The sequence below is a fragment of the Gemmatirosa kalamazoonensis genome (assembly GCF_000522985.1).
GTDB lineage: Bacteria > Gemmatimonadota > Gemmatimonadetes > Gemmatimonadales > Gemmatimonadaceae > Gemmatirosa > Gemmatirosa kalamazoonensis.
In genome coordinates this window covers 3007586-3033142 of the sequence record NZ_CP007128.1, presented here as the reverse complement: position 1 = coordinate 3033142, position 25557 = coordinate 3007586, and the positions used below count along the sequence as shown (strand labels likewise).

Below are 25557 nucleotides of genomic sequence, written 5' to 3'. Positions count from 1 at the left end.
GACCGTCGCTCGTCGTGCGCGGGGCGATGCGGTACGCTGCCCCGCCCCGCTCCGTCGGCTCACGCGCCGCGACTCGCGGCGGGACGCTTGCGGGCCCCGCGTGCACCACGCGCGGGCGCGGCGCCCTCGCTCGCGGGAGGCGCGCTCGCGGCCGGTGCGCTCGGCGCCGGCGCCGCGGACGCGTTGGGCGCAGCGCCTGCGCCACCGCGTCCACGACCACGCTTCGTCGCCCCGGCGGCGGGCGTGCCGCGCTTCGTCGCCGCGGGCGTCGCGGTCCTCGGCGCCGGCGTGGGCGCTGGTGTGGGCGCCGCAGCGGCGGCGCTCGGCGCGCTCGGCGCCGTCGCGGCATTCGCGGCCTTCTTCGCACCGCGACCGCGGCGACCGCGCGCACCACCGGATGCGGCGCTCGTCGGCGCCGACGTCGTGGCCGGCGGCGCGGCGGGAGCCGGTGCTGGTGCCGGCGCAGGCGCGGCGGCCGTCTTTGCGGCGCTCTTGCGTGCACCACGTCCACCGCGTGCACCACGACGACGCGAGCCAGCCGCAGCACCCTCCGCGGGCGCAGCCGACGATGGCTCCGCGGCGGGCGCCGTCGCCGCGGCGCCGCCATCCTCGAGCGCGACGGGCGGCTGCGGCGCTGCGGTCTCGAGCGGCGGCGCGAAGTGCGCGGTATCGGTCGGCGTGTCGACGCGCACGACACCGACGGACAGCAGATCGGGCGGCGGCGCCGCACCCCGTCCGCCGAGTCGTCCGCGCGCGAGACCGCGCGGACCCATGCCGCGCGGCGTGGCCGAGCCACTCGGTGCGGCGGTCGCGGCGGGCAGCTGCGACGCCGCGGCGGCGCGATTGAGCTGGTCGGCGACCGACTCCGTCGCCGCAGCACGCGACAGCTCGAACGTGTCGCCGCGACGGCGCAGATCGAGCAAGCCTGCGTCGTGGGCGTCGCGCAGGATGCGCTCGAACATGCGCGACGTGAGGCTCTCGCTGTCGCGCCCGAGCAGCTCGTGCGCGCGCGTGCGCACGGCGTCCGCACCGACGCTCTCGTCGGTCGACGGCACGAGCGACTCCACGGCGCGACGCACGAGATCGAACGCCTCGTTGCGCGTGAGCCGCTCGCCACTGACGCCGATCGCGGGCGCGGCCGGAGCCGCCGTGGGCGCGGTGCGCGGGGTCTCGCGCGACGGCTCCTCGACCTCGCCGCCGACGTCGGTCGCGGCGCGCGGCGCGCGCTCGGCGTCGCGACCGCGACCACGCCGACTGCGACGACCGCGGCCACGCTCCTCGCGACGCCCCTCGCGCGCCGGCGCCTCGGCACCCTCGACCTCCACCTCCTCGCGCGGCGGCTGCGGGCGACGCTCCTCGCGGCGCGGCTCCTCGCGGCGTTGGGCAGCACGCGCCTCGGGCGCGGCGGCCTCCGCGGGCCCGATCTCGTACTGTCCGTCATCGCGCCGCGTGAGCGTGATGAGCCCACGTCCCGCGGCCTCGTGCACGAAGCGCGAGAACTTGGACATGCCGAGATCCTTCTCGTCGAAGGACGGATCGACGTCCTGCATGACCTGCTTGAGGCGGTCGGCGCGCATGACGTCGCCGTTGCGCGCCATGCGGCCGATCGCCTCGGTGACGAGCTCCCACGGGTCCCACCGCACGACTTCCTCGTCGCCGGCGCGCACGAGCCCCGCGAGCGCGTTGTAGCTGTAGTACTCGTCGCAGTTCTGGACGAGCAGGTCGCTCGAGCTCTCGCGGATGCCGACACCGATGACGTACTTGCCGTACTCCTTGAGCTTGATGACGAGGCTCGAGAAGTCGGAGTCGCCGGAGAGCAGGATGAACGTGCCGATCTCGGGGCGGGTGAAGACGAGCTCGATCGCGTCGACCGCGAGGCGGATGTCGGTGGCGTTCTTCTTCGCCGACCCGTACGCGGGCGCCCAGATCAGGTCGATCGAGTTCTCGGTGAGCGGGACGATGTAGCCGGGGTAGCGCCGCCAATCGGCGTACGCGCGCTGCACCGAGACCTTGCCCTTGATGATGTCGGAGGACAGCAGGTTGCGCAGCTCGCTCTGCATGTCCTTCTGGATCCCCATCGTGACGTTGTCGAAGTCGATGAGGAGCGCAGCGTTAGGCGCGTGGGCGAGATACGAGTACGGCGCCGCACCGGCGCCCTGCGGCATGGCCTGCGGGCCGCGGTGCACGGGGGCGACCGGCGCGGAGGCGCGCGGCGGCTGGAAGCGTGAGCTCATGTACCTGTGAGGACAGTGGGGTCGAGCGCGACGGTGCGCTCGAGCTCTCGGCGCCGCACCTTCCCGCTCCCGGTCATCGGGAAAGCGTCGAAGAAGCGCACGATGTCTGGGACCTTGAAATCGGCCATCGTGTCACGGGCGAACGCCTTGATCTCGTTGCCCGTGATGACGGCGCCCTCGACGGGGACGATGCACGCGCAGATCAGCTCCCCGAGCACGTCGTGGGGAACGCCGATCACGCAGACGTCGTCGACGCCAGGGTGTGCGCGGAGCCGATCCTCCACCTCGCGGGGAAAGATCTGGAAGCCGCCGCGCAGGATCGTCTCCTTTCGCCGCCCGATCACGCGGAGATAGCCGTCCTCGTCGATGATGCCGAGATCACCGGTGAGGAAGAAGCCCTCGGGCGTGAACGAGCGGGCAGTCTCGCCCGGCATGCGCGCGTAGCCGAGCATGAGGCCGGGGCCGCGCACCGCGATCTCGCCGACGGCCTCCGCGGGACCGTGCAGCTGTCCGGTGAGCACGTCCACCGCCATGACCTCGACACCGGGAAGCGGACGCCCCACGGTGGTCGCGCGCTTGTCCGCCGGGTCGGCGAAGCACGTGACGGTCACCGTGGGGCCGGTCTCGGTGAGGCCGTACGCCACCTGCACGTCGCACCACCGGCGAATGCGACGCACGAGATCCTCGCTCACCGGACTGCCGGCGACGATGCCGGTGCGCAGCCCCGCCTGACGCAGACGCGCGCCGTCGAAGCTCGGCTCCCGCATGAGCAGGTGGAAGGTGGTGGGCACGCCGTGCAGCACGGTGACGCGCTCGCGCACGATGAGCGCGAGCGCATCGCGCGCATCGAACTCCGGCTGGAGCACGAGCGTCGCGCCGGAGGCGAGCACGCCGACGGCGACGCTGAAGCCGAAGATGGCGAAGATCGGCACCGCGGCGAACACGCGGTCCGTGGGGTCGATCTCGATCGCCTCGCCGGTGCGCACCGCGGTCTCGACGACGCCGCGGTGGCCGAGGCGCACGCCCTTCGGCTTGCCGGTGGTGCCCGAGGTGTAGATGAGCGCCACGTCGGCGTCGTCGCCGACGTCGGCGCCCGACGGCGCCGGCCGCCCCTCGCCCTTCGAGAGCAGATCCTCGAACTGGAAGATGCGGTCGTCGTACCAGAGATCTTCGTCACCAACCGTGACCAAATACTGCAGGTCGGGAAGCTCGGTGATGAACTGCTCGAAGATCTGCAGGAAGTCGATCCCGCCGAGCCGCTCGACGGTGAACGCGCAGGACACCTCCGCGTGCCGAAGCTGGTACTTCAACTCGTGGAAGTTGAGCCGCGGACTCACCGGCACGACGACGGCGCCGAGCTTCGCGGTGGCCCCGAGCGCGACGAGCCACTCGAGGCAGTTCGGCATGTTGACGGCGATGCGGTCACCGGCACCGATGCCGAGCTCGGAGAGCGCCGCGGCCATGGCCGACGCGCGCGCGTCGAGCTGACCGTAGGTGAGCGTGCGCCCGTTCGCGGCGACGGCGGCGAGGCGCTCCGGGTGCTCGTGGGCACGGCGCGCGAACACCTGGGCCAGCGTCCAGTTCTCGGCCATCAGTGGGCTACGGGCGGGATCATCAACCGCGCAAGCTAAGTCACGCGGCGGGCGCCAGGTAGAGGCCGCGACGCGGCCACGCAGCGGCGGCGCCGCGGGTCATTCGCCCATCGCCTTCAGGATCACGCGCTTCGGGCGCTGGCCGTCCCACTCGCCGTAGAACACGCGCTGCCACGGACCGAAGTCGAGCCGCCCCGCAGTGACGGGGACCATCACCTCGTGCCCAACGGTGAGCGAGCGCAGATGGGCGGCGGCGTTGTCCTCGCCGGTGCCGGCGTTGTGCCGGTAGGCATCGGGGGACCACGGCGCGATGCGCTGCTCGAGCCACTGCAGGATGTCCTGCCAGAGCCCCGGCTCGTGGTCGTTCACGAAGACGGAGGCGGAGATGTGCATCGCGGAGACGAGCACGAACCCCTCGCGAATGCCGGCGGCGGCGCGGCAGGCCTCGACCTCGTCGGTGATGTCGATGATCTCCTGCCGCTTCTGGGTTTCGAACGTCAGGTACGCGGTGTGGGTCTTCATGGCACGAGGGCAGGTCCTTCGCTTCGCTCAGGAGTCGCCGGAAGGTGGGCGGAGGGGTAAGTTCTGGAAACCCCATCCGCGCGCACAGCGTACGGCGTTCCAGTGAAGCGTTACCGGTTCCGCTCGCGCCTGTTCACCATCCTGCTGCTCTTCGCCGTATGTCCGTCGGTGCTCCTGACGCTGCTGTGGGCGGGAACGGTGAGCCGCGCGTTGCCGCTCGTGAGCGGGAGCGCGGCGTGGGAGCGGGCAGCGACGACGGGCGAACGCGCGCTGGCCGTCGCACGCGCCCGCGCCGCGAGCGGCGCGGCGCTCGGGGCGGCGGAGCGCCGTGACCTCGACGCGCACGAGCAGGAGCTGCGTCGGTCGCTCGAGCTCGCGCGCCGCTACAGCTTCGTCGCCCCACGCGTGGTGCGCGCGGTGCTGGTCGTGGGCGTGCTCGGCGCGTTGGTGCTGACGGTGGTCGCGTCGCGCGTGGCGGGGCATCTCAGTCGGCAGCTCAGCCGACCGCTCGATCAGCTCGTGCGGTGGACGGCGCTCGTGCAGGCCGGCCGGTCGCTCCCCGAGGAGCCGGAGCCGCGCGGCGCACCGGAGTTCGGAACGCTGCGCGACCGCATGCGCACGATGGCGCGCGAGCTGGAGCTCGGACGCGCGCGCGCGCTGGAAGCGGAGCGCGCGGCGGCGTTTCGCGAGACGGCGCGCCAGGTCGCGCACGAGCTCAAGAACCCGCTCACGCCGATCCGGTTCGCGATCGATCGGCTGCGGCGCGACGCGACGCCGGCGCAGGCGGACGCGGTGGACGTGCTCGCGGCGGAGACGGCGCGGCTGGAGGCGATGGCGCGCAGCTTCGGCCAGTTCGGTCGCCTGCCCGATGGTCCGGCATCGGAGGTGGACGTCGGGGAGCTCGCGCGTTGGGCGGCGAAGACGACGGTGCCCGAGTCGCTCCCCGTGGACGTCGACGTGGCGCCGGATGTGCCGCTCGTGCGTGGACATTACGACGCGCTGGCGCGCGCGCGCTGTCGAACGTGCTGCTGAACGCGGTGGACGCGTGCGCGGGCGGCGGACGCATCGCGGTCCGCGTGTCACCGACACGGCTGCGCGACTGTACGGCCGTGGTGGTCGCCGTCGCGGACACCGGGTGCGGCATCGCGCCGACCTTGCTGCCGCGCATCTGGGATCCGTACGTGACACACAAGCCGAGCGGCACGGGGCTCGGCCTCGCGATCGCGCGACAGACCGTGATGGCGCACGGCGGCGCGGTGGAGGCGGAGAGCGCCGAGGGGCGCGGCACCGAGATCCGATTCATCCTGCCCGTCGCCGGTCCGCCGGCGTCGGCCGAGTCGTGGAGCGTGAGCGCATGATCTATCCCTTCCTCATTCCGATCGTCGGCATCATCGCCGCGACGGTGATGGTGATCGGCATCCCGCTGGCGCGCGCCTACGCGCGGCGCATCGAGAGCGCGCCGAGCGGCGTGCCGCCGGAGCTGAGCGCGCGACTCGCGCAGATGCAGCAGGCGATCGACGCGATCGCGGTGGAGGTGGAGCGCATCTCCGAGGGGCAGCGATTCACGACGAAGCTGCTCGCCGAGCGCACGAGCGCCGAGGTCGCACCGGGCGGCGCGCCGTGGGCCGAGAGCGCGCAGCGAGAGGAGCGGCCGCGATGAGCGTCTTACACGTGCAGCCACAGACCCCGGCTCCGCCGCCGGTCCCCGACGCGCGCGTGGCGAGCGAGCTGGCGCGCGCGCGTGACGCCGCGCGCGACGCGGAGCGCGCCGCCGGACGCGCGGGGCACGCCTCCGTCGACGTGCGCCCCGTGCTCGCGGCGCAGGCCCCGACGGGGGGCGTGGTGACGTCGTCCGATCAGGAAGGCACGCAGCAGACGACGATCCAGCACGACGGCAAGACGACGACGATCTCCACGGATCCGAGCGGCGTGACGACGATCCGCGAGAACGGCAAGGTCACGACGGTGATCGACCCACAGGCGATCGGGCGCGACGCGGCGCGGGCGGCGTCGCGCGCGATCGCGGCGCAACCGCCGATGGGGCCGTTCGGGCCGCCGCGCGGCGACTTGCCGGACGGCGTGATACAGTTGATCGGGATGGTGCTCAGCATCCTCGCGATCGTCATCATCGGCTTCCCGCTCTCGCGCGCGTTCGCGCGGCGGATGGACCGTCGCGGGGCGCCGCCGGCCCCGTCGGATCCGGAGCTCTCGCGCCGGCTCGACCGCATCGAGCAGGCGATCGAGACGATGGCCGTGGAAGTGGAGCGCGTGTCGGAGGCGCAACGCTACTCCGTGAGACTGCTCACCGAGCGGCTGCCGGAAGCGCCGGCGCGCTCGATCGCTGCCGCCGAACAGGTTCGCTGACCGATGCCGACACAATCCAACGACGACTCGTTCGGCCGCGGCGTGGAGGTGACGACGCGCGGCGGCGTGCAGGTGATCACGAGCCCGGACGGGCGCTCGACGACGATCACCGACCGCGGACGCGTGACGACTGTGACGACGACGCCCGAGGGCAAGGTGACCGTGACGGTGAACGGGCGCCCCGTCGTCGACCCGCGCGCGCTGAACGACGCGATCACGCGGGTGGCGTCGACGTCGCAATCGGGACGCGACGCGATGGTGAAGATCAACGGCCGCCCGCTGCAGGAGGACGACCTGCTCGTGCTCGGCGCGGTGGGCGGCGCGGTCGCGGCATCGCTCGCCGCGCTCATGCTGTACATCGTGCTGCACACGATGGGGCGCATGTTCCGGCGCGCGACCACGCGCCGCACGGACGACGCGCCGCGGCTGCAGCGCATCGAGCAGACGGTGGAGTCGATCGCGCTCGAGGTGGAGCGCGCCGCGGAGGCCCAACGGTACTCGGCGATGCTCCTCACCGAGCGACTTCCGGATCCGCCGGCGCGCGTCGCGGGGCCCACGCGCGCGGAGGCGGGGGGGCGCGTCCTAACGCCGCACTGATGCCGAGCGTCCTGCTCGTCGACGACGAGCCGAACATCCGCCGGATGGTCGGCGCGCTGCTCGCGTCGGAGGGCTACGAAGTGCGCGACGCGGCGGACGGGGCGAGCGGGCTCGCGCAGGCGGCGGCCGCGGAGCCGGACGTCGCGCTGCTCGACCTCATGATGCCGGGGGAGCTCGACGGGCTCGTGGTGCTGGAGAAGCTGCGCGAGCGTTTCCCGGACGTGCCGGTCGTGATGATGAGCGGACGCGCGGGGCTCGCCGACGCAGTGCGTGCCGCGAAGCTCGGCGCGTTCACGTTCCTCGAGAAGCCGCTGACGCCCGAGGGCGTGCTGCTCGCGCTCGCGGCGGCGCTTGAGCTGCGGCAGGCACGGCGCGCCGCACGCGCGCTGCGCGAGGACTTGGGGCTCGCCGGGACGATGATCGGCGACAGCGCACCGATGCACGCGCTGCGCGAGCTGCTCGCGCGCGTGGGGTCGAGCGACGCCCGCGTGCTGATCACGGGCGAGAGCGGCACGGGGAAGGAGCTCGCGGCGGCGGCGATCCACGCGGCGAGCCCGCGGCGCGACAAGCCGTTCGTGCGCGTGAACTGTGCGGCGATCCCGCGCGACCTCGTGGAGAGCGAGATGTTCGGCCACGAGCGCGGCGCGTTCACCGGCGCGACCGAGCGGCGCATCGGGCGGTTCGAGCTCGCGAGCGGCGGCACGCTGCTGCTCGACGAGGTGGGCGACCTCGGCGCGGAGGCACAGGCGAAGCTGCTGCGCGCGATCGAGGCCGGCGAGATCGAGCGCGTGGGCGGCGGAAAGCCGATCCGCGTCGACGTGCGCATCGTGTCGGCGACGAACAAGGACCTCGCGCGCGGCGCGAGCGAGGGGACGTTCCGCGACGATCTGCTGTTCCGCCTGAACGTCGTGCCGGTGGCGCTGCCGCCGCTGCGCGACCGACTGGAGGATCTGCCCGCGCTCGTGACGCACTTCACCGCGCTCTACCGCGCGCGGTCGGGGGCACCGGCGCCGCAGTGGGGCGAGGACGCGATGCGGGCGCTGGCGCGCTATCGTTGGCCGGGGAACGTGCGCGAGCTGGCGAACATCGTGGAGCGGCTCGCGATATTGCACGGCGGCGAGCGCGTGACCGGGTGGCACGTGCGCGAGGTGCTGCCGGTGGACGACACGCCGACGTCGGCGCTCGCCGCCGTGCCGGCCCCACGCGATGCCGCGCGGGGAAGCGTCGACGGCGAGGTGCCGCTCACGGAGGCGCTGGACGACTACGAGCGCGAGCTGATCTCGCGCGCGCGCTCGCGGCGGCCGCGGGGAACGTCGCGGAGGCGGCGCGCCGCCTCCAGACGGATCGCCCGAGCCTCTACCGGCGTATGAAGCGGCTCGGCATCAGCGGGCCGTGACCGTCAGACGACGATGATCCAGCGAATCCTGCGACTTCTGCTCGCCGTGCTGCTCGCGGCGCCCGCACTCCGCGCCCAGGTGTCGGAGCGCGACGAGCCGTCGCTGCCGCGCGACGTGGCGCGCGCGGTGGTGGAGCTGTACAACGCGCCGACGACGACGCGCGTGGTCGGTCCGCTCACCGTGGACTCGGGACGCACGATCACGGGGGACGTCGCGTCGCTCGGCGGGCCGGTGACGGTGGCGGGGCACATCACGGGACGGCTGCTCGCGATCAACGCGGACGTCACGTTCCAGCGCGGCGCGCGGGTGGACGGGGACGTGACCGTCGTGGGCGGGATCGTCGACGGGCGCGGGCAGGCGTTCATCGGCGGCGAGCTGCAGATCCATCGCCAGGTGCTCTACTTCCACCGCGACGGCGAGCGGATCGTCGCGGAGACGCCGGAAGAGGAAGGGACGATGCGGTGGTGGCGGTGGCTCAGCGGCGGCGCGCGTCGCAACTACGCCGGGCTCACGGTGACGTCCGCGCACACGTACAACCGCGTCGAGGGGCTGCCGATCATGGTCGGCCCCACGCTCGTGCACTCCAGCGGCCCGCTGCGCGCGCGCATCGACGCGTTCGTGATCTACCGCACGTCCGGCGGGTTCGACGGCGCGAAGGACAGCGCGTCGGTCGGGCATCTCGTGAAGACGGAGCTGGCGTTCGGCCGCTCGCGCGGGATCCGCGTCGGCGCGCGGCTGTACGACGAGATCGCGCCGGTGGAGTCGTGGCAGCTCGGCGACGGCGAGGTGGGGCTGGCGACGTTCTTCCTGCACCGCGACTTCCGCGACTACTACGGCCGCCACGGCGGCACCGCGTACGCGTCGCTGCACGCGGGCGACGACCGCACGCTCACGCTCTCGTTAGGCGACCAGCGATGGGCGAGCCGCGCCGCGCGCGACCCGTGGACGCTGTTCCGCAACACGGCGTCGTGGCGGCCGAACCCGCAGCTGGACGACGCGCGCATGCACGTCGCGAACGCGACGGTGCACATCGACACGCGCAACGACGAGGCGACGCCGTGGGCGGGCTGGTACCTCGACGCCGACTACGAGCACGGCGTCGGCGACGTGACGACGTTCGGGCCGGTCGCGGCGGACGTATCGCCGGTGTTCTCGCCGGTGCCGCTGCCCGGCGCGCGCGACGCGAAGCCGGGGCGCCACCGGTACGCGCGCGGGTTCCTCGACGCGCGGCGGTACAACCGGCTGTCGCCGGACGTGCAGCTCAACGCGCGCCTGGTACTCGGCGGATGGCTCGCCGGCGACCCGCTGCCGCTCGAGCGACGACTGTCGGTGTCGGGGCCGGGTGCGCTGCCGGGGTTCGACTTCCGCAAGCCGACGTCGAGCGCGACGGACCTCGGTCAGTGCGGCCTGCTCGGGCTGCAGCCGTCGGGATCTCCCGCGCAGTGCGAGCGGATGGCGCTCGCGCAGCTGGAGATGCGCGGCGCCGTGCATCTCGGTCTCCCGTTCGGCGACGCGCTGTGGGAGCACGTGGCGGTGCACACGGCGGCGCGCTGGGTGGTGTTCGCCGACGCGGGACGCGGGTGGCTCGTGGGCGACGCATACCGCGATCTCGTGTACCCGGCGAGCAAGTTCCCGCCACTGAGCACCTTCCTCTCCGACGTCGGCGCAGGGATCGACTTCGGGAGCGGCGGCGTGGCGGACGTGGCGAGCTTCGGCCTGTACGTCGCGAAGTCGGTGTCGCGGCCGAGTCAACCGGCGAACGTGTTCGTGCGCGTCCGGCGCCGCTTCTGACCCACGCGTGATGTCCGCGGCGAGCTTCCGCCGACGGTTCCTCGTCCCGCTCGCGTCCGTCGTCGCGTTCTCGACGGCGCCGGGGGTGGTGCGTCCGCTGTCGGCGCAGGGCGGACGGCCGGGGATCGAGATCCGGCTGCCCGACCCCGCGTCGCGCGCGACGGAGGGCCCGCTCGTGCTGATGTCGGGGGTGCTCGCCGAGCGCGAGATGCGCGACCTGCTCGAGCACGGGTTCCCGCTACGCGTGCACTTCCGGGTGGAGCTGTGGACGGTCGCGGGGTGGTTCGACGACCTGCGCGGCACCCAGGAGTGGGACGTGGTGCTGCAGTACGACCCGCTGCGCAAGTCGTACGGCGTCGCGCGCGTCGTCGACAACCGGGTCACGCCGCTCGGCGTGTTCGACTCCTACGAGGACGCGTCGCAGGCGGCGGAGCGGCCGTACCGCGTGCCGCTCACGGCGCGGCGCGGACGCCGCTCGTACTACAGCGCGGTGGTCGACGTGGAGACGATCTCGCTGAACGATCTCGACGAGGTGCAGCGGTGGCTGCGCGGCGAGCTGCGGCCTGCGGTGCGCGGAGAGCGCAATCCAGGCACGGCGTTAGGCCGCGGGCTGCGGACGCTGGCCACGCGACTGCTCGGGTCGGAGTCGCGGCACTACGAGACGCGGTCGGGGACCTTCCGCCCTTGATGGGGCGGCACTGATACATCGGCGTCGATACGGCGGCTCCGAAAAAGCGGCGCTGGACACGCGCGGTTCATAGGACCGCCGGTCCAGCGCCGATGCATCAGCGCCGCCGCATCAGCGCCGCCGCATCAGCGCCGCCGCATCAGCGCCGCCGCATCAGTGATGGTGATGCGTCCGCCGCTCGAGGCGTTCGACCTGATGCAGCGTCTCGGGCCCGTAGAAGACGCGGATGTACTTCGCCTGCGTCGGGGTGAGGCGTCGCACGGCCCAGCTCAGGTGGACGAAGTGCGGCTCGACCGGCACGGTGAGCGGGTGCATCCCGATCTCGTTCGGGAAGTGGTTCGCCTTGCGCGTGTTGCACGTGCTGCACGCGGTCACGACGTTCGTCCACTCGTTCGTGCCGCCGCGCGACATCGGGATGAGATGGTCGCGCGTGAGCGCCTCGCGCGGCTTCAGCTCGGCCGCGGACCGGCCGCAGTACTGGCAGCGGTAGTGGTCGCGCGCGAAGAGGAACGTGTTGGTCACCTGCCGGCGGAACCGACGCGGGACGTGCACGAACTTCGTCAGGCGGATGACCACCGGACGTGGCATGCTCAACGACGCGGAGCGCACGAGACGCGCCGGGTCGTGCTCCACGATCTCCGCCTTGCCGTCGATCACCAGGCGCAGCGCGCGGCGGACGGGGACCATGGTGAGCGGCTCGAACGAGGCGTTCAGGGCCAGGCAGCCGACGATCACGCACACCTCCGAAGTGCGACCGTTGACGAACCGTCCTTAACAGTATAAACGCACGCGCGAAGTTGATGCCACCGGCACCGATGCAGTTTCTCGCGTGACGTTCCCGCTACGAGAGGACCCGCCCCTGCCCCACCACGGTCACCCGCCCCCGATCAGCGCTGGGCCGCGGCCCACGTGCGCAGGGCGTCCGTCGTGGCGGCGACACGACCGGGAAGCTCCGGATCCGCGTCGAGCACGCGGCCATCGCGCACGAGCTCGCGGCCGGCGACCGTGACGAGCGTGGCCCGTCGGCCGGCGATCGAGTAGACGAGCGTCGCGACGACGTCGCCGGCCGCGATGCCGCGCGGCTCGTCGAGCGCGAACGCGGCGAGGTCGGCATCCTTGCCCACCGCCAGCGATCCGACGCGATCCGCGAGGCCCAGCGCGCGAGCGCCGCCCAACGTCGCGAGCTCGAGCGCGCGCGTCGCATCGAGCGCGTCGTGACGGCCGGTGCGCGCGCGCTGCACGAGCACCGCCTGGCGCGCCTCGTCGAGGATGTCCATGCGGTTGTTGCTCGCCACCGAGTCGCTCCCGAGCCCCACGACCGCACCCGCGTCGAGGAGCTCGACGAGCGGCGCGGCGCCGTGGCCGAGCTTCGCGTTCGACGCGGGACAGTGCGCGACCGGGCAGCCGTACTCGGCGACGAAGTGCACGTCGCTCGCGTCGAACGTCACGCCGTGGATGAGCAGCGGCCGCGCGACGGCGGCGACGCCGAGCTCCACGAGCAGATGCACGGGCGAGTGCGCGCGCCTAACGACCTCGATGCCGCGCGCGCGCAGGCCGTCGGCGAACGGGCCACTCGCCTCGCGCAGGAACTCGGTCTCCTGCCGACTCTCCGAGACGTGCATCGCGACGGGGAGGCCCTCGCGCATGGCGAACGCGCACGCGTCGACGAGCAGATCCTCGTGCACGGTGAACACGGCGTGCGGAGACACGCCGACGCGCACGAGCGGCGTCGCCAGCGCGCGGAGGCGGGCGACGGCCTCGCGCAGGCCCGCCATCGACGCCTCGCGCTGCTCGGGCGCGGGGCCGAACACTTCCTGGTAGACGATGCCGCGCGCGCCGGCCTCGACGAGCGCGCGCATCGGCGTGCCCGAGGCCGACGTGTCGGCGAACGTCGTGATGCCCGCGGCGAGGCCCTCGGCCACGCCCAGCCGCGCGGCGTCGAGCAGCCGCGCGTCGTCGAGGACCTCGCCGCGGGCGCGCGTCAGCGTGCGGATCCACGTCACGAAGTCGAGCTCCTCGAGGAAGCCGCGCATCGCGGTGAGCTCGAGGTGCGTGTGCGCGTTCACGAGGCCGGGGAGGAGCGCGGCGTCGCCGAGGTCCACGCGCTCGCCGGTGGGCGCGCCGGCGGCCGACCCGACGTACGCGATGCGGCCGGCCTCGTTCACCGCCACGGCGGCGTGCTCGATGGGCGGAGCGACGACGGGGACGACCCAGCGGGCGTGGTAGACCCGCATGCCTAACGGTCGTGACGCCGACGGCCGTGCGCGTCGGGATCGTACAGATCCTCGTCGCGCACGCCGAGCGCGCGCGCGACCGAGAGCGGCCACGCGACGTCGGCGACCTGCTCCGGCGTGTGCCCGTCGGAGCCGAGCGAGAGGCGCACCCCGGCGTCGACGGCGCGGCGCACGAAGCGCTCGTGCGGGCGATAGCGGTTGCTGACCTCGAACGCGACGCCCGCCGCGGCGAGCGCGCGCACCGCGCGCTCCTCGCGCGCCTCGGTCCACAGCTCCTCGAGCGGCCGCTTGCGCAGCGCGAGCGGCAGGAGCGTCGGATGCGCGAGCACGTCGACGGGCATCTCGACGGCGAAGCGCTCGAGGTTCTCGACGTGGCTGTCCATGTACGCGTCCGCGGTGAGGCCGTCCGGCCAGCGACGCTGGAACGCGTGCAGCGACGTGCCGTCGTCGAGCCACACCGCGTGGAGGGAGCCGACGGTGTGCGTGAAGCGGTCCCACAGCTCCGCGGGGAGCTCGCGCCACAGCGCATCGTGCCAGCAGAACTCCCCGCCGCGCGCGAGGTCGGGCGCATCGGACGCGGCGAGCGACTCGAGCGCGCCGAGGTAGGCGCGCACCTGCGCGACGGTGGCCACGCTGAGCGACACGTCGCCCGACAGGTGGTCGGTGATGCTCGGCCGGACGCCGCGCGCGCGGGCCGTGGCGACGACGTCGCGCGGCTCGAGCGCGCCGTCGGAGAACGTGGAGTGCGCGTGGCAGTCGCGCGGACGCCAACCCGCGTCGGCGGGCGGGCTCGCGCGCCCCGTCATCGCGGGATGGTGTCGGGTCGCGGCCGCCGCAGGCTGTCGGTCGCGGCGCGGCGCGCGCTGTCGGCACGCGGGCGGCGCGCGCTGTCGGCGCCGGGGAACGATGGCGCCGGACGGCGCACCACCGCCGAGTCGGGTGCCGGCACGGTGGGGCGCGGCACCGGTCCGGGCTCGGCGCGGGGCGGCGCGTTCGGCAGCGGCCGCGGCGCCGGGTACGCGCCGGTGTCGGGCGTCACGCCGCCGAGCGTGTCGCCGGGGAGACCCGAGCCGGGGTACGGCATGGTGGCGCAGGTCTCCACCGGCTCGGTGCCGGCGATGAAGATGTCGGTCGATACGGGCGCACCGGGACAGGCCGCGGGGTCGTACAGCACGTTCGTGTTCGCGACGAGCTGCCGCTCGACGATCCCCGGCGGGACCGGCCAGTCGGGCGGCGCCGGCTTGCGGCGGTAGACCTCCGTCATGAACGCCGTCCACGCCGGCGCCGCGAGCTCGCCGCCCTGCGCGTTGTTCTTGATCTTCTGCGGCTTGTCGAGCCCCATCCACACGCCGGCGACGAGGTCGGACGTGTAGCCGACGTACCAGACGTTCGTGCCGTCGTTCGTGGTGCCGGTCTTTCCCGCCGACGGGATGTCGAAGCCGGCGCCGGCGACGGCACCCGCCGCCGTGCCGCGCACGTTCACGTCCTTCATCATGCTCACCATGAGGTAGGACTCCTCCGGCGACATGATCTGCATGCGCTGCGGCTCCGGCTGCCAGAGCACGTCGCCACGCTGGTTCTCGACGCGCGCGATGGCGAACGGCACCGCGCGTGTGCCTAACGTGGCGAACGTGGAGTAGGCGGAGATGAGCTCGAGCGGGTAGACGTCCGCGGAGCCGATGAAGATCGACGGGTACGGCGGGATGGGCGTGGTGATGCCGAACTTGCGCGCCTCGTCGATGACCGCGCTCTCGCCGAGCTCCATGCCGGTCTTGATGGCGATGATGTTGCGCGACGTGTAGAGCCCTTTGCGCATCGGCATGGGCCCGAGGAACTTGCGGTCGTAGTTCTCGGGCGTCCACGTCTGGCCGCCCATGTTGTCGATGCTCACCGGCGAGTCGTCGACGATGTACGACGGCGGGCGGCCGTTCTGCACCGCGGTCGCGTAGACGATGGGCTTGAACGTGGAGCCGGGCTGCCGCTGCGCCTGCACGGCGCGGTTGAACTTCGAGTCGTCGAAGTCGCGGCCGCCGACGAGCGCGCGCACGGCCCCGGTGCGCGGGTCGATGGCGATGAACGCGCCCTGCAGGTACGGGCTGTTCGGCGCGGCGCGCGACGCCTCGGGGTCCTCCTGGCCGCGCGCGACGTACTGCTCGTACGTGGTGTGCGCGAACGGGCCGTAGCGCCCCGCCTCGATGTTGCGCAGCTGTCGCTCGAGCGCGCGCTCGGCCGCCGACTGCATGTCGAGGTCGAGCGTCGTGTAGACCTTCAGACCGTCGGAGTACAGCTGCTTGCCGAACTTCGCCTCGAGCTGCTGGCGGATCCACTCGACGTAGTAGGGCGCGATCTCGCCGCTCTCCGTCTTGCTCGCGAGCTGCAGCGGGTACGCCTTCGCGAGCGACGCGTCGGCGTCGCTCACGACGCCATTCTTCCGCATCAGCTCGATGATGGTGTTGCGGCGCTGGACCGAGCGCTCGGGATAGCGGCGCGGGTCGTAGCGATTGGGCCCCTTCGGCAGCGCGGCGAGCGTCGCCGCCTCGGCGAGATTGAGATCGCGCACGCTCTTGCCGAAGTAGCGCTGCGCGGCCGTCTCCACGCCGTACGCGCCGGAGCCGAGGTAGATCTGGTTCAGGTACAGCTCGAGGATCCGGTTCTTCGGATACCGCGCCTCGATCGCGCGCGCGACCTTCGCCTCGCGGAGCTTGCGCACGGGCGTCTTCTCGCGCGTCAGATCCTCGGTGAAGATGTTGCGCGCGAGCTGCATCGTGATCGTGGAGAAGCCCTCCTTCCACGACCGCGAGACGATGTCGCGGGCGAGCGCACCAGGGATGCGCAGCCAGTCGATGCCGCCGTGGCGGTAGAAGCGCTTGTCCTCGACGGTGAGGAACGCCTGCCGGACGACGGGCGGGATGTCCTCGAGCTTGATGAGCGTGCGGCGCTCGTTGCCGATCTCGGCCAGGAAGCGGCCGTCGGCGGAGAACAGCTTGGACGTCTGCGCGGGCGCGTAGCCCTCCAGCGCGTCGGCCGACGGGCAGGTGCCGCCGCGGCACGCCAGCGCCCACGACGCGTACAGGCCGCCCGCGGCGCCGGCGGCAAGGAACGTCATCACGAGCAGCGTGGCGCGGATGGCCCCCGCGTGCCGCTTGCGGAACGGGACCCGGCGCGGTGGCGGCGACGCGGCGGGACCGCGTGGACGCGGCGCGGCGGCCGCGGGCGCCGGCGCGGGAGCCGGATCAGCCACGGGACGACGGTGGAGGTTGCTGCATAGATGGAAAAGCTAACGGTCGATGAACCCGACGCGCGACTGACACGCGTCACCAGCCCGCCTATCTTCCGCGAATGTCCGTGACCACATCTCTACTCGACGAGCTCGCCTGGCGCGGGATGCTGTACCAGTCCACCGACGGTGCCGCGGAGGCGCTCGCCGCCGGCACGGTGCGCGGGTACTGCGGGTTCGACCCGACCGCGCCCAGCCTGCACGTCGGCAACCTCGTGCCCGTGATGGGGCTCGTGCATCTGCAGCTCGCCGGTCACCGCCCGGTCGCCCTCGTCGGCGGCGGCACCGGAATGATCGGCGACCCGAGCGGCAAGACGGCCGAGCGGCAGCTCAACCCGCGCGAGGTCGTGGAGCAGAACGCGCGCGCCATCCGCGACCAGCTCGCGCATTTTCTGGACTTCGAGGGGCCGAACGGCGCGATGATGCTCGACAACGCGGAGTGGCTCGCGAAGCTGAACCTGATCGAGTTCCTGCGCGACGTCGGCAAGCACTTCTCGGTGAACGTGATGCTCGCCAAGGAGTCGGTGCGCGGCCGCATGGAGTCGGGGATCTCGTACACCGAGTTCTCGTACATGCTCCTGCAGGCGTACGACTACCTCGAGATGCATCGTCGCCACGGCGTGACGCTGCAGCTCGGCGGCAGCGACCAGTGGGGGAACATGACGGCCGGCACGGACCTCATCCGCCGCATGGATGGGGGCTCGGCGCACGCGCTCACGCTGCCGCTGCTGACGACCGCGTCGGGCACGAAGTTCGGCAAGACGGAGGCGGGCGCGGTGTGGCTCGATCCGCAGCGCACGTCGCCGTACCAGTTCTACCAGTTCTGGATGCACGCCGACGACCGCGACGCGGGAAAGCTGCTGCGCTACTTCACGCTGCTGCCGCGCGACGAGATCGAGGCGCTGGACGAGGCGACGGCGGAGCGGCCGGAGCGGCGCGAGGCGCAGCACGCGCTGGCGTACGACGTCACCGCGCGCGTGCACGGCGCGGAGGCGGCGCGCGTGGCGCAGGAGGTCTCGGGGCTGCTGTTCGCGAAGGGCGACCCGCGGCGGCTGTCGCCGGCGGCGTTCGGCGCGCTGGCGAAGGAGATCCCGTACGTGGAGGTCGCCGCGCCCGACCCCGGCACGTCCCTCGACGCGGTGGACCTCTTCGTCACGGCGGGGCTCGTGAAGTCGAAGGGCGAGGCGCGCCGGCTGCTCGACCAGGGGGGCCTAACGGTGAGCGGGCGCCGGCTCACGGCCGACACCCGCTTCGTGACCGACGAGGACTACCTCGCGGGACGGTACCTGCTGCTCCGAAAGGGCGCGCGCGACTACGCCCTGGTGCGGGTGAACTGAGCGGCGTGGCAGGCCGGGCTCCACGTACAAGTTCTTGAAGGACTGAAGAAGGACTGAAGGAGGACTGAAGCAGGACTCTTGAAAGGTTCCTTCTTCAGTCCTCCTTCAGTCCTTCTTCAGTCCATCAGAAACACGTACGTGGAGTCCGGGAAAGGCGCGCCACTCGTCTCAGGGCCGCTTGGCACCAGCGGGCGCGGCCTGCGACGTGGCCGCCTGGCCGCCGGCGGGCGGGGTGGCCGTGGCGTTCGTCGCGGCAGGGGCGATCATGGACGTGTCGGTGTTCTGGCCGGCCAGGGGACCGGGCTGCGGCGCGGGGCCGGCACCGTTGCCCGACTCGCCGGCGGCGTCCCGGCCTCCGTCGTTGCGGCCACGGACGCAGCCGGTGGAGGCGAGCACGGTGAGCGTGAGCGCCAGAGCGGCGGCGGCGCGGATCCTGGACATGGCGTGTCGTCGTTCGTGTGAGGAGTGACGCCGTCAGCCGGCGAGGGCGTCGAGCGCGCGGTCGATCTCGTCGTCGGTATTGTAACAGTGCGGGGCCAGTCGCACGGCCCCCTCGCGCAGCGAGTGGATGACTCCCGCCGCGCGGAGTCGCGCCGACGCGGCCGCCGGATCGCGCGGTGCCACGGAGACGATGCCCGCGCGCCGCGCCGGGTCGGCCGGCGTCACGAGCCGCACGTCGTCGCGGTCGAGCGCCCACGCGACGATGCGATCCCCGAGCCGGCGCACCTGCGCCGCGACGGCGTCGAGCCCCAATCCGTGCAGCAGCTCGAGGCTCGCGATCATGCCGACGAACGCCTGATAGTCGTGCGTCACCACCTCGAACCGCCGGGCGTCGTCGCGCAGCGTGTAGTCGTAGTCGACGAGGCGCGAGAAGTCGTCCGAGCCGCGCACCGCCATCCAGCCGACGCTCGACGGCTCGAGATCGGCGATCAGCTCGCGGCGGACGTACGTGAACCCCGAGCCCCACGGGGAGAGCAGCCACTTCTGCGCGCCGCACGACAGCACGTCGACGTTGCAGGCGCGCACGTCGAGCGGCCGCGCGCCGACGCCCTGGATCGCGTCGACGACGAGGAACTTGCCGCGCTCGCGGCAGCGCGCGCCGAGCCGCGCGAGGTCCACGCAGTAGCCGGTGGCGAACTGCACCCAGCTCACGGTCACCGCCCGCACCTCGGGACGATCGAGCGCGCGCTCCAGTGCCGCCTCGTCCGGGAGGTCGTCGAGGCACGGGAGCTGCTCGAAGCGCACGCCGCGCGAGCCGAGCGCCATCCACGGGTACACGTTCGCCGGGAACTCGCGATCGAACGACAGCACGACGTCGCCGTCGCGGAGCGGCAGCGCGCGCGCGCGGCGACGTTGATCCCGTACGTCGTGTTCGACATCAACGCGATCTCGTCGCTCGTCGCGCCGATGAGCCGCGCGGCGAGATCGCGCGAGCGGCGCATGATGTCGAACAGCTCCGTGTCGCCGATGCGCCATGGCTCGGCGCGGCGGCGCGTGAACTCGGCGACCGCCGCGACGGTGCGCTCGGGCAGCGGCCCGGTGGACGCGTTGTTCAGGAACACGACGTCGCCGCGCTCGGTCCAGGGGAACTCCGCGGCGCGCAGCGCGTCGACGTCGTAGTCGAGCGCCGGGGCGGTGACGTGCCTAACGTCGGTCATCGGGTGGTGCGGACGGTGCCCGCTTCGGTCGGCATGTCGGAGCGGCGCATCTTGCGGAGCCCCGCGGCTCGCGGGTCGAGCGCGTCGCGCAGCGCGTCGCCGAGCAGGTTGAAGCCGAGCACCGCGGCGCCGATGGCGAGCCCCGGGAACAGCGACGTCCACGGCGCGCCGCGGAGCTGCGACAGGTCGCGGCCGTCGGCGATCATCGCCCCCCAGCTCGGCGTCGGCGGCTGCACGCCGAGCCCGAGGAACGACAGCGCCGCCTCCGCCATGATGGCGCCCGCGACGCCGAGCGTGGCGGCGATGACGACGGGCGCGATGACGTTCGGCAGCACGTGACGGAGCATGATGCGGGTGTCGCCCGCGCCGAGCGCTCGCTCGGCCTGCACGTACTCCGTCTGCCTGACGACGAGCACCTGGCCGCGGACGAGGCGCGCCATTCCCGCCCATCCGACGACGCCGATGGTGAGCATCACGGTGCCCAACGACGGCGAGAGCGCGGCCGCCATCGCGATGAGCAGCAGCAACGTCGGGAACGCGAGCGTGATGTCGGCGAGCCGCATGACGACGTCGTCGACCCACTTGCCGTAGAAGCCGGAGACGAGCCCCGCGCCGACGCCGAGGACGAGCGCGAGCGCCTGCGACACCACGCCGACGGTGAGCGACACGCGCGCGCCGTAGACGAGCCGCGCCCACACGTCGCGTCCCTGCACGTCGGTCCCGAGCCAGTGGACCCCCGAGGGGGCGGCGAGGGTGTTCGTGAGGTCGATCGTGGTCGGGTCGTGGCGCGCGATGAGCGGCGCGAGCAACGCGCCGAGCCCGAGGATCAGCACCACCGCGACGCCGAATCGCGCGCGTCCGTCGCGGCGCAGCAGCGGCCACACGCGGCCGGACGGGCGCGAGAGGCCCGACTCGCCGATCTGCGCGGCGGGCGCGTTCGTCGACGGGAGGTCGGCGCGCGGCGTGCCGGCCTGCGCGGGTTGGCTGTTGTACGGAGTCGGATGGGTCATGGCTCGCGCAGGTGCGCCGGCGTGTCCGGCGGCTGGTGGCGCCAGCGGCGGTGCTGCCAGAAGTACTGCTCCGGCACGCGTCGTACCCACGCCTCGAGCGCCTGCGTGTAGCGCGTGACGGTGGCGTCGACGTCGCGCTCGCGGTCGCCCGTGTCGACGATGGGCACGCGCTCGAACGTGAGGACGAACCGCCCGTTAGGCTGGCGCAGCGACACTGCGAACAGCGTCGGCGCGCCGAGGCGCAGCGCGAACACGGCCGGCCCGCGCGGCGTCTTCGCGAGCCGGCCGAAGAACGGCACGTACGTCGACGCAAGGCCGAGCGCGCCCTGGTCGGCGAGGAACGCGACGGCGCGCCCCTGCCGCAGCGCGCGCGGCGTGCGCCGCACCGCGTCGGCGTCGTGCACGATGCGCATGCCGAGCCGCTCGCGGGTCTCCGTCAGGTAGCGGTCGAACAGCGGGTTCGCCATGCCGCGCGCGATGCCGTCGATCGGCACGCCGCGCGCGGCGACGTACGAGCCGCCGATCTCCCAGTTGCCGAGATGGCCGGTGACGATGATGACGCCCTTCCCTTCGGCGCGCGCGGCCTCCAGCACGTCCCACCCGTCGACGCGCTCGAACAGGTCGAGCACGCCCTTCTTGCCGAGCGACGGCAGCAGCGCCGCCTCGACCGTCGTGCGGCCGAGCGACTCGAACGACGCGACCGCGACCTGACGCACGCGCGCCGCGTCGAACTCGGGGAACGCGGCGGCGATCTGCCGCTCGACGACCTCGCGACGGATGCCGAACGGCGCGTAGCCGAGGCGTCCGAGCCGCGCACCGATCGCCGTCGCTCGGCGCCAGCTCAAGCGATCGAGTCCCGCGAGCGCGGCGCGCAGCGCGTAGTACTCCGCGCGGTGCGCGGCGGTCGGCGCCGCGCGCTCGCGGTCGACGGGCGACACCTCGGCAGCGGCCGACGGCGGTGCGGAGTGGAGCGGAGCGGAGGCGCCCATCGGTCAGCGCGCGTTGCGCGTGCGGAGCTCCGCCGGCTCGGACGCGCGCGGACCGCCGCGCACCGCGTACGAGCGGTCGCGCCGCGAGAGCGCCCAGAGCTGCGACCAGCGGAGCGCCATCTCGGTCGCGTCGAGCGACGCGAGACCGAGGCCCGCGCGTCCGTCGCGCCAGCCGCCGCGCCACACGAACGACGCGAAGAACTGGCCCACGAAGTGGCGCACCACGGCGAACGACGACGCGCGCTCCCCGCGCGTGAACTGCTGCAGCGCCCAGTCGCGTGCCGCGCGCACCATGCGCTCGGCCACCGCGTCGTGCGCGACGTCGACCTCTCGCACGAGCGTCGACGAGAGCGTGCCGACGGCCGCGTGCTCGGTGTCGAGCCGGTCGGCGCCGGGGATCTCGTCGAACCGCAGCCGGCGACGGAACAGTCGCACCGGCGCGTCGGGGCGCCACCGGCCACCGCGCAGCGCGCGTCCGTCGAACAGGCTCGTGCGCGGCACGGCGAACGCGTCGCGTGCGGCGCCGCCGAGCATCACCGGGGCGCCGGGGAGCGCGGAGGCGACGAGGTCGCGGACCTCCGTCGCGAGCTGCGGCGTGCATCGCTCTTCGGCATCGAGCACGAGCACCCACTCGTGGCGCGCACGCTCGACCGCGAGGTTGCGCTGCCGGCCGATGGTGGAGAACGGGTGCGTGAACACCGTCGCGCCCTCGGAGAGCGCGAGCAGCCGCGTGTCGTCCGACGAGCCGCCCTCGACGACGAGCGTCTCGGCGGCCCATGCCGCGCTCGCGACGCAGCGCCCGATGTGGGCGGCCGCGTCGCGCGCGGCGATGACGACGGTGATGGGGACGGGAGCGTACATCGCGGGACCCGGCACCATGCCTAACGAGGCGCGACGCGCGGCGTGGCGGCGCGCTGCTGGGTGGCGGCAGCCGCGCGCGCGAAGCCGTCGATCATGCCGGCCTCGCCGAACGTGCGCGCGACGCGTGCACGCCCCGCGTTGCCCATGGCCTGCCGCGTCTCGTCGCGCGCGAGCAGCGTGGCGAGCGTGGCGGCGGTGTCTGGCACGTCGCCCGGCGTGATGTGCGCGCCGGTGATCGCGTCGGCGACGTAGCGCGCGCCGATCGACCCGCGGTCGACGAGCACCGGCACGCTGGACGCCATGAAGTCGAGCGCGCCGAACGCGCCGTCGTCGCCCGCGGCGGTCACCCATCCGACGTGCGCCGCGCGACGGTGCGCGACGTCCTCGTCGCGCGTGTGCGCCGAGCGCACGAAGCGGTGGATGCCGAGCGCCGCCGCGTGCAGCCGCAGCTCCTCGTCGTCGGCGCCCGGGCCGACGAGCACGAGACGCAGGTCGCGGTGACGCGGCGCGAGCATGGCGACGGCGCGCAGCACCACCGCGGTGCGCGCGCGATTCCCGCGGTCGCACACGCAGACGAGCCGCTTCTCACCGGGCCACGCCTCCGCGTCGGGGAGCGCGGTCGGCGGCTCGGCCGGGACGTCGACGCCGAGGTCGGCGACGACGGTCGGCACGGGACCGAGGTCCGACGGGAGCTTCGTCTGGTCGGTGGAGGTGAGGAGCAGCGTGGTGGGCGCCGTGCGGAGCGCGGCGCGCGTCGGTCGGCCGGCGACGAACGACTCGCCCGCGCACACGCGGCGCACGACGACGCCGCGCCGCGACCGTCGCACCGCGTTGGCCGCGGCGACCTGCTCCTGCTCGCCGTGCACATACACGACGTCGACCTCGCGGTCGAGCAGGGCGCGGCGCAGCCGGTCGGCCTCCCCGAAGAACGACGGGCGCGACGGCAGAGGGACGACCTCCAGCCCCGCCTCCGCCACGCGCTGCTGCACCACGCCGTCGGCGAGACAGGCGAACGCGACGCGCCAGCCGCGCGCGGTGAGCCCGCGCGCCGCGGCGAGGAACGCGCGCGCGCCGCCGGACCATCGCTCCGACTCGTGCAGAAAGATCGCGTCCACCTACGCCGCCTCCTCCCCCGCGGCTCTGAACTGCAGCGCGTGCAGCCGCGCGTACATGCCGCCGATGGCGAGCAGCTCCGCGTGCGTGCCGCGCTCGACGATCGCCCCGCGGTCGAGGACGAGGATCTGGTCGGCGTGCACGACCGTGCTGAGTCGGTGCGCGATCACGAACACGGTGCGGTTCGCGAGCAGCCGGTCGATCGCCTCCTGCACGAGGCGCTCGCTCTCCGTGTCGAGCGCGGAGGTGGCCTCGTCGAGGACGAGGATCGGCGGGTCGACGAGCAGCGCGCGCGCGATCGCGATGCGCTGGCGCTGGCCGCCGGAGAGTCGCGCGCCGCGCTCGCCGAGCACGGTGTCGTAGCCGTGCGGCAGCTCGGCCACGAAGCCGTGCGCGTTCGCGGCGCGGGCGGCGGCCTCCACCTGCGCGTCGGTGAAGCGGTCGCCCGCGCCGTAGGCGATGTTGTTCCGCACCGTGTCGTTGAAGAGCACCGTGTCCTGACTGACGATCCCGATCAGCGCGCGCAGGGCATCGAGGCGGAACTCGCGCGTGTCCACGCCGTCGAGCAGCACGCGGCCGGCGGTCGGCTCGTGGAAGCGGGGGATGAGGTCGACGAGCGTGCTCTTCCCCGCCCCGCTCGGGCCGACGAGCGCGACCACCTGGCCGCGGCGCGCCGTGAGCGAGACGTCGCGCAGCACGGGGTCGCCCCCGTACGCGAACGTCACGCGGTCGAACGTCAACGAACGCTCGAAGCGTGCCGGGGCGATCGTGCCGCGGTCGAGAGCCTGCTCCGTCGGCCGGTCGAGCACGTCGAACAGCCGCTCGGCCGCCGCGAGCGCCTGCTGCGCCGTGGTCGGCACCTGCGAGAGCTGCTTCAGCGGCCGCAGCATGTTCATGACGTAGACGAGGAACAGGATCAGCGCCGAGGCGCCGAGCGTGTGGTCGACGATGACGAGCCGCGCGCCGTACCAGAGCACCGCGACCGCGATCCCCGTCGACACCACCTCCGTCACCGGCTGGGCCATCGTCGCGAGACGCGCCGCGCGCACGCCGCCCTTCGCGAAGTCGTGACTGGCCGAACGGAAGCGCTCGATCTCGTAGCGCTCGCCGCCGAACGACTTCACGAGCCGCACGCCGTTCACGGTCTCCTGCGCGACGCTCGTGATCTCACCGTACTGCGCGCTCTGGCTGCGGTGCCGCTTGCGCAGCTTGCGCAGCAGCGGGTTCAGCGCGCCGACGAGCGCCACCGCGGCGACGGGGATGATGAGCGACAGCCGCCACGAGATCGCGATCATGAGCGCGACGGTGACGAGCACCTGCGCCGCGCTCTGCAGCGACCGCGTGACCACCTCGACGACGAGCTGCTTCGCCTGCGCCGTGTCGGTCAGCACGCGGGCGAGGATCTGCCCCGTCTTCGTCGAGAGGAAGTAGCCGAGCGGCAGCCGGGCGAGATGCGCGTAGACGGCGTCGCGGAGGTCGCGCGTGACGTACTCCTGCAGCTGCGCGCCGAGGTGGCCGGCGAGCCACACGAACACGTTCTTCACGAGCACCGCGGCGATGATCACGAGCACGACGCGCTGCAGCGACGCCATCTGGTCGCCCGGCACGAGCAGCGTGCTGACCGTCGCGCGGAGGACGCGGCTCACGAGGTCGGTGCCGGTCACGCCGTAGCGCGGCTCCTGGAACAGCGCGCCGAGGAACGGGATGAGCAGCGCGAGCGTGAACGCGTCGAACACCGCGGCGAGCAGCGAGCTGCCGATCGCGCCGACGAGCCGAGAGACGTGGGGGCGGAGGAACGGCAGCAGCCGGCCGTACATTCCTCCACGCTCCACGCTCCACGCTCCACGCTCGACGTGTTCGCGAGTCATGGTGAGCGTGGAGCGTGGAGCGTGG

At 73.2% G+C, this 25557-nt stretch carries 24 protein-coding genes and 1 pseudogene; 11 read left to right on the top strand and 14 right to left on the bottom strand.

The genetic code is table 11. The features are described 5' to 3' along the window. Positions 1–59: 59 nt before the first annotated feature. From J421_RS13005 to J421_RS12995, 3 genes are all read right to left on the bottom strand, one after another. Positions 60–2234, bottom strand: a complete 2175-nt coding sequence (locus J421_RS13005) for an NYN domain-containing protein (RefSeq protein WP_025411615.1) — start codon at positions 2232–2234, stop codon at positions 60–62. Continuing rightward, positions 2231–3826 (bottom strand): class I adenylate-forming enzyme family protein, encoded by a 1596-nt coding sequence (locus J421_RS13000; protein ID WP_025411614.1) that lies wholly within the window; start codon positions 3824–3826, stop codon positions 2231–2233. Before J421_RS13000 ends, J421_RS13005 begins: the two co-directional genes overlap by 4 nt. 99 nt (positions 3827–3925) lie before the next feature. After that, positions 3926–4348, bottom strand: a complete 423-nt coding sequence (locus J421_RS12995; protein WP_025411613.1) for a secondary thiamine-phosphate synthase enzyme YjbQ — start codon at positions 4346–4348, stop codon at positions 3926–3928. A 102-nt stretch (positions 4349–4450) separates the two neighbouring features. Between J421_RS12995 and J421_RS12990 the strand changes: the two genes are divergently transcribed. From J421_RS12990 to J421_RS12955, 9 genes and pseudogenes are all read left to right on the top strand, one after another. Beyond that, positions 4451–5380 carry a histidine kinase dimerization/phospho-acceptor domain-containing protein gene (locus J421_RS12990; RefSeq protein ID WP_025411612.1) on the top strand — a complete coding sequence of 310 codons (930 nt, stop codon included), beginning with the start codon at positions 4451–4453 and terminating at the stop codon, positions 5378–5380. Next, complete coding sequence (locus J421_RS12985) at positions 5371–5706, top strand: ATP-binding protein (protein ID WP_025411611.1); 336 nt, start codon at positions 5371–5373, stop codon at positions 5704–5706. Before J421_RS12990 ends, J421_RS12985 begins: the two co-directional genes overlap by 10 nt. Next, the gene (locus tag J421_RS12980; protein ID WP_025411610.1) at positions 5703–6008 is read left to right on the top strand and encodes a hypothetical protein; all 306 of its coding nucleotides are present in this window, start codon (positions 5703–5705) and stop codon (positions 6006–6008) included. The genes J421_RS12985 and J421_RS12980 overlap by 4 nt, the downstream gene beginning before the upstream one ends. Beyond that, positions 6005–6712: a hypothetical protein gene (locus J421_RS12975; RefSeq protein ID WP_025411609.1), complete on the top strand. Its 708-nt coding sequence runs from the start codon at positions 6005–6007 to the stop codon at positions 6710–6712. Before J421_RS12980 ends, J421_RS12975 begins: the two co-directional genes overlap by 4 nt. A 3-nt stretch (positions 6713–6715) precedes the next feature. Next, positions 6716–7309, top strand: coding sequence for a hypothetical protein (locus J421_RS12970; RefSeq protein WP_025411608.1), 594 nt, complete (start codon positions 6716–6718; stop codon positions 7307–7309). Beyond that, a pseudogene (locus J421_RS34605) lies at positions 7309–8397 on the top strand (sigma-54-dependent transcriptional regulator); the annotation flags it as partial. The gene J421_RS12970 and the pseudogene J421_RS34605, both read left to right, overlap by 1 nt. Beyond that, positions 8325–8705 carry a helix-turn-helix domain-containing protein gene (locus J421_RS34600; RefSeq protein WP_343123348.1) on the top strand — a complete coding sequence of 127 codons (381 nt, stop codon included), beginning with the start codon at positions 8325–8327 and terminating at the stop codon, positions 8703–8705. The pseudogene J421_RS34605 and the gene J421_RS34600, both read left to right, overlap by 73 nt. Before the next feature lie 13 nt (positions 8706–8718). Beyond that, positions 8719–10497 (top strand): polymer-forming cytoskeletal protein, encoded by a 1779-nt coding sequence (locus tag J421_RS12960; protein WP_025411606.1) that lies wholly within the window; start codon positions 8719–8721, stop codon positions 10495–10497. A 10-nt stretch (positions 10498–10507) separates the two neighbouring features. After that, a complete protein-coding gene (locus J421_RS12955) occupies positions 10508–11185 on the top strand; it encodes a DUF4390 domain-containing protein (protein ID WP_025411605.1) in 678 nt (225 codons plus the stop codon). Positions 11186–11338: 153 nt separating this feature from the next. Here the strand turns inward: J421_RS12955 and J421_RS12950 are convergent, their stop codons facing one another. From J421_RS12950 to J421_RS12935, 4 genes are all read right to left on the bottom strand, one after another. Then, positions 11339–11920, bottom strand: a complete 582-nt coding sequence (locus tag J421_RS12950; RefSeq protein ID WP_104023111.1) for an HNH endonuclease — start codon at positions 11918–11920, stop codon at positions 11339–11341. A gap of 152 nt (positions 11921–12072) precedes the next feature. Beyond that, positions 12073–13419, bottom strand: a complete 1347-nt coding sequence (locus J421_RS12945; protein WP_025411603.1) for an amidohydrolase family protein — start codon at positions 13417–13419, stop codon at positions 12073–12075. 2 nt (positions 13420–13421) lie between these two features. Beyond that, complete coding sequence (locus tag J421_RS12940; RefSeq protein ID WP_025411602.1) at positions 13422–14225, bottom strand: hypothetical protein; 804 nt, start codon at positions 14223–14225, stop codon at positions 13422–13424. After that, a complete protein-coding gene (locus tag J421_RS12935; protein ID WP_025411601.1) occupies positions 14222–16660 on the bottom strand; it encodes a penicillin-binding protein 1A in 2439 nt (812 codons plus the stop codon). The genes J421_RS12940 and J421_RS12935 overlap by 4 nt, the downstream gene beginning before the upstream one ends. A gap of 98 nt (positions 16661–16758) precedes the next feature. Here J421_RS12935 and tyrS point away from each other — a divergent pair, with 98 nt between their 5' ends. Next, on the top strand, positions 16759–18033 hold the full coding sequence (gene tyrS, locus J421_RS12930) for a tyrosine--tRNA ligase (RefSeq protein ID WP_104022589.1): 1275 nt from the start codon (positions 16759–16761) through the stop codon (positions 18031–18033). Positions 18034–18201: 168 nt separating this feature from the next. On the opposite strand, the gene J421_RS12925 is transcribed toward tyrS, so the two are convergent. After that, positions 18202–18474 (bottom strand): hypothetical protein, encoded by a 273-nt coding sequence (locus J421_RS12925; protein ID WP_025411599.1) that lies wholly within the window; start codon positions 18472–18474, stop codon positions 18202–18204. A 33-nt stretch (positions 18475–18507) separates the two neighbouring features. Then, entirely contained in the window at positions 18508–19509 is a 1002-nt protein-coding gene (locus tag J421_RS12920; protein ID WP_104022588.1) for an aminotransferase class V-fold PLP-dependent enzyme, read from the bottom strand. Here J421_RS12920 and J421_RS32770 point away from each other — a divergent pair. Then, positions 19402–19653 carry a hypothetical protein gene (locus J421_RS32770; RefSeq protein ID WP_158508782.1) on the top strand — a complete coding sequence of 84 codons (252 nt, stop codon included), beginning with the start codon at positions 19402–19404 and terminating at the stop codon, positions 19651–19653. The genes J421_RS12920 and J421_RS32770 overlap by 108 nt on opposite strands. Before the next feature lie 34 nt (positions 19654–19687). Here the strand turns inward: J421_RS32770 and J421_RS12915 are convergent, their stop codons facing one another. Genes J421_RS12915 through J421_RS12895 form a run of 5 tightly spaced genes read right to left on the bottom strand, consistent with a single transcriptional unit; the run spans position 19688 to position 25532 of the window. Next, positions 19688–20701 carry an ABC transporter permease gene (locus tag J421_RS12915; protein WP_025411598.1) on the bottom strand — a complete coding sequence of 338 codons (1014 nt, stop codon included), beginning with the start codon at positions 20699–20701 and terminating at the stop codon, positions 19688–19690. Further along, on the bottom strand, positions 20698–21690 hold the full coding sequence (locus J421_RS12910; protein ID WP_104022587.1) for a lysophospholipid acyltransferase family protein: 993 nt from the start codon (positions 21688–21690) through the stop codon (positions 20698–20700). The genes J421_RS12915 and J421_RS12910 overlap by 4 nt, the downstream gene beginning before the upstream one ends. Before the next feature lie 3 nt (positions 21691–21693). Beyond that, positions 21694–22551 carry a glycosyltransferase family 2 protein gene (locus J421_RS12905; protein ID WP_158508781.1) on the bottom strand — a complete coding sequence of 286 codons (858 nt, stop codon included), beginning with the start codon at positions 22549–22551 and terminating at the stop codon, positions 21694–21696. Between the two features lie 20 nt (positions 22552–22571). Continuing rightward, positions 22572–23666 carry a glycosyltransferase gene (locus J421_RS12900; RefSeq protein WP_025411595.1) on the bottom strand — a complete coding sequence of 365 codons (1095 nt, stop codon included), beginning with the start codon at positions 23664–23666 and terminating at the stop codon, positions 22572–22574. Next, positions 23667–25532 (bottom strand): ABC transporter ATP-binding protein, encoded by a 1866-nt coding sequence (locus J421_RS12895; RefSeq protein ID WP_104022586.1) that lies wholly within the window; start codon positions 25530–25532, stop codon positions 23667–23669. Positions 25533–25557 lie beyond the last annotated feature (25 nt).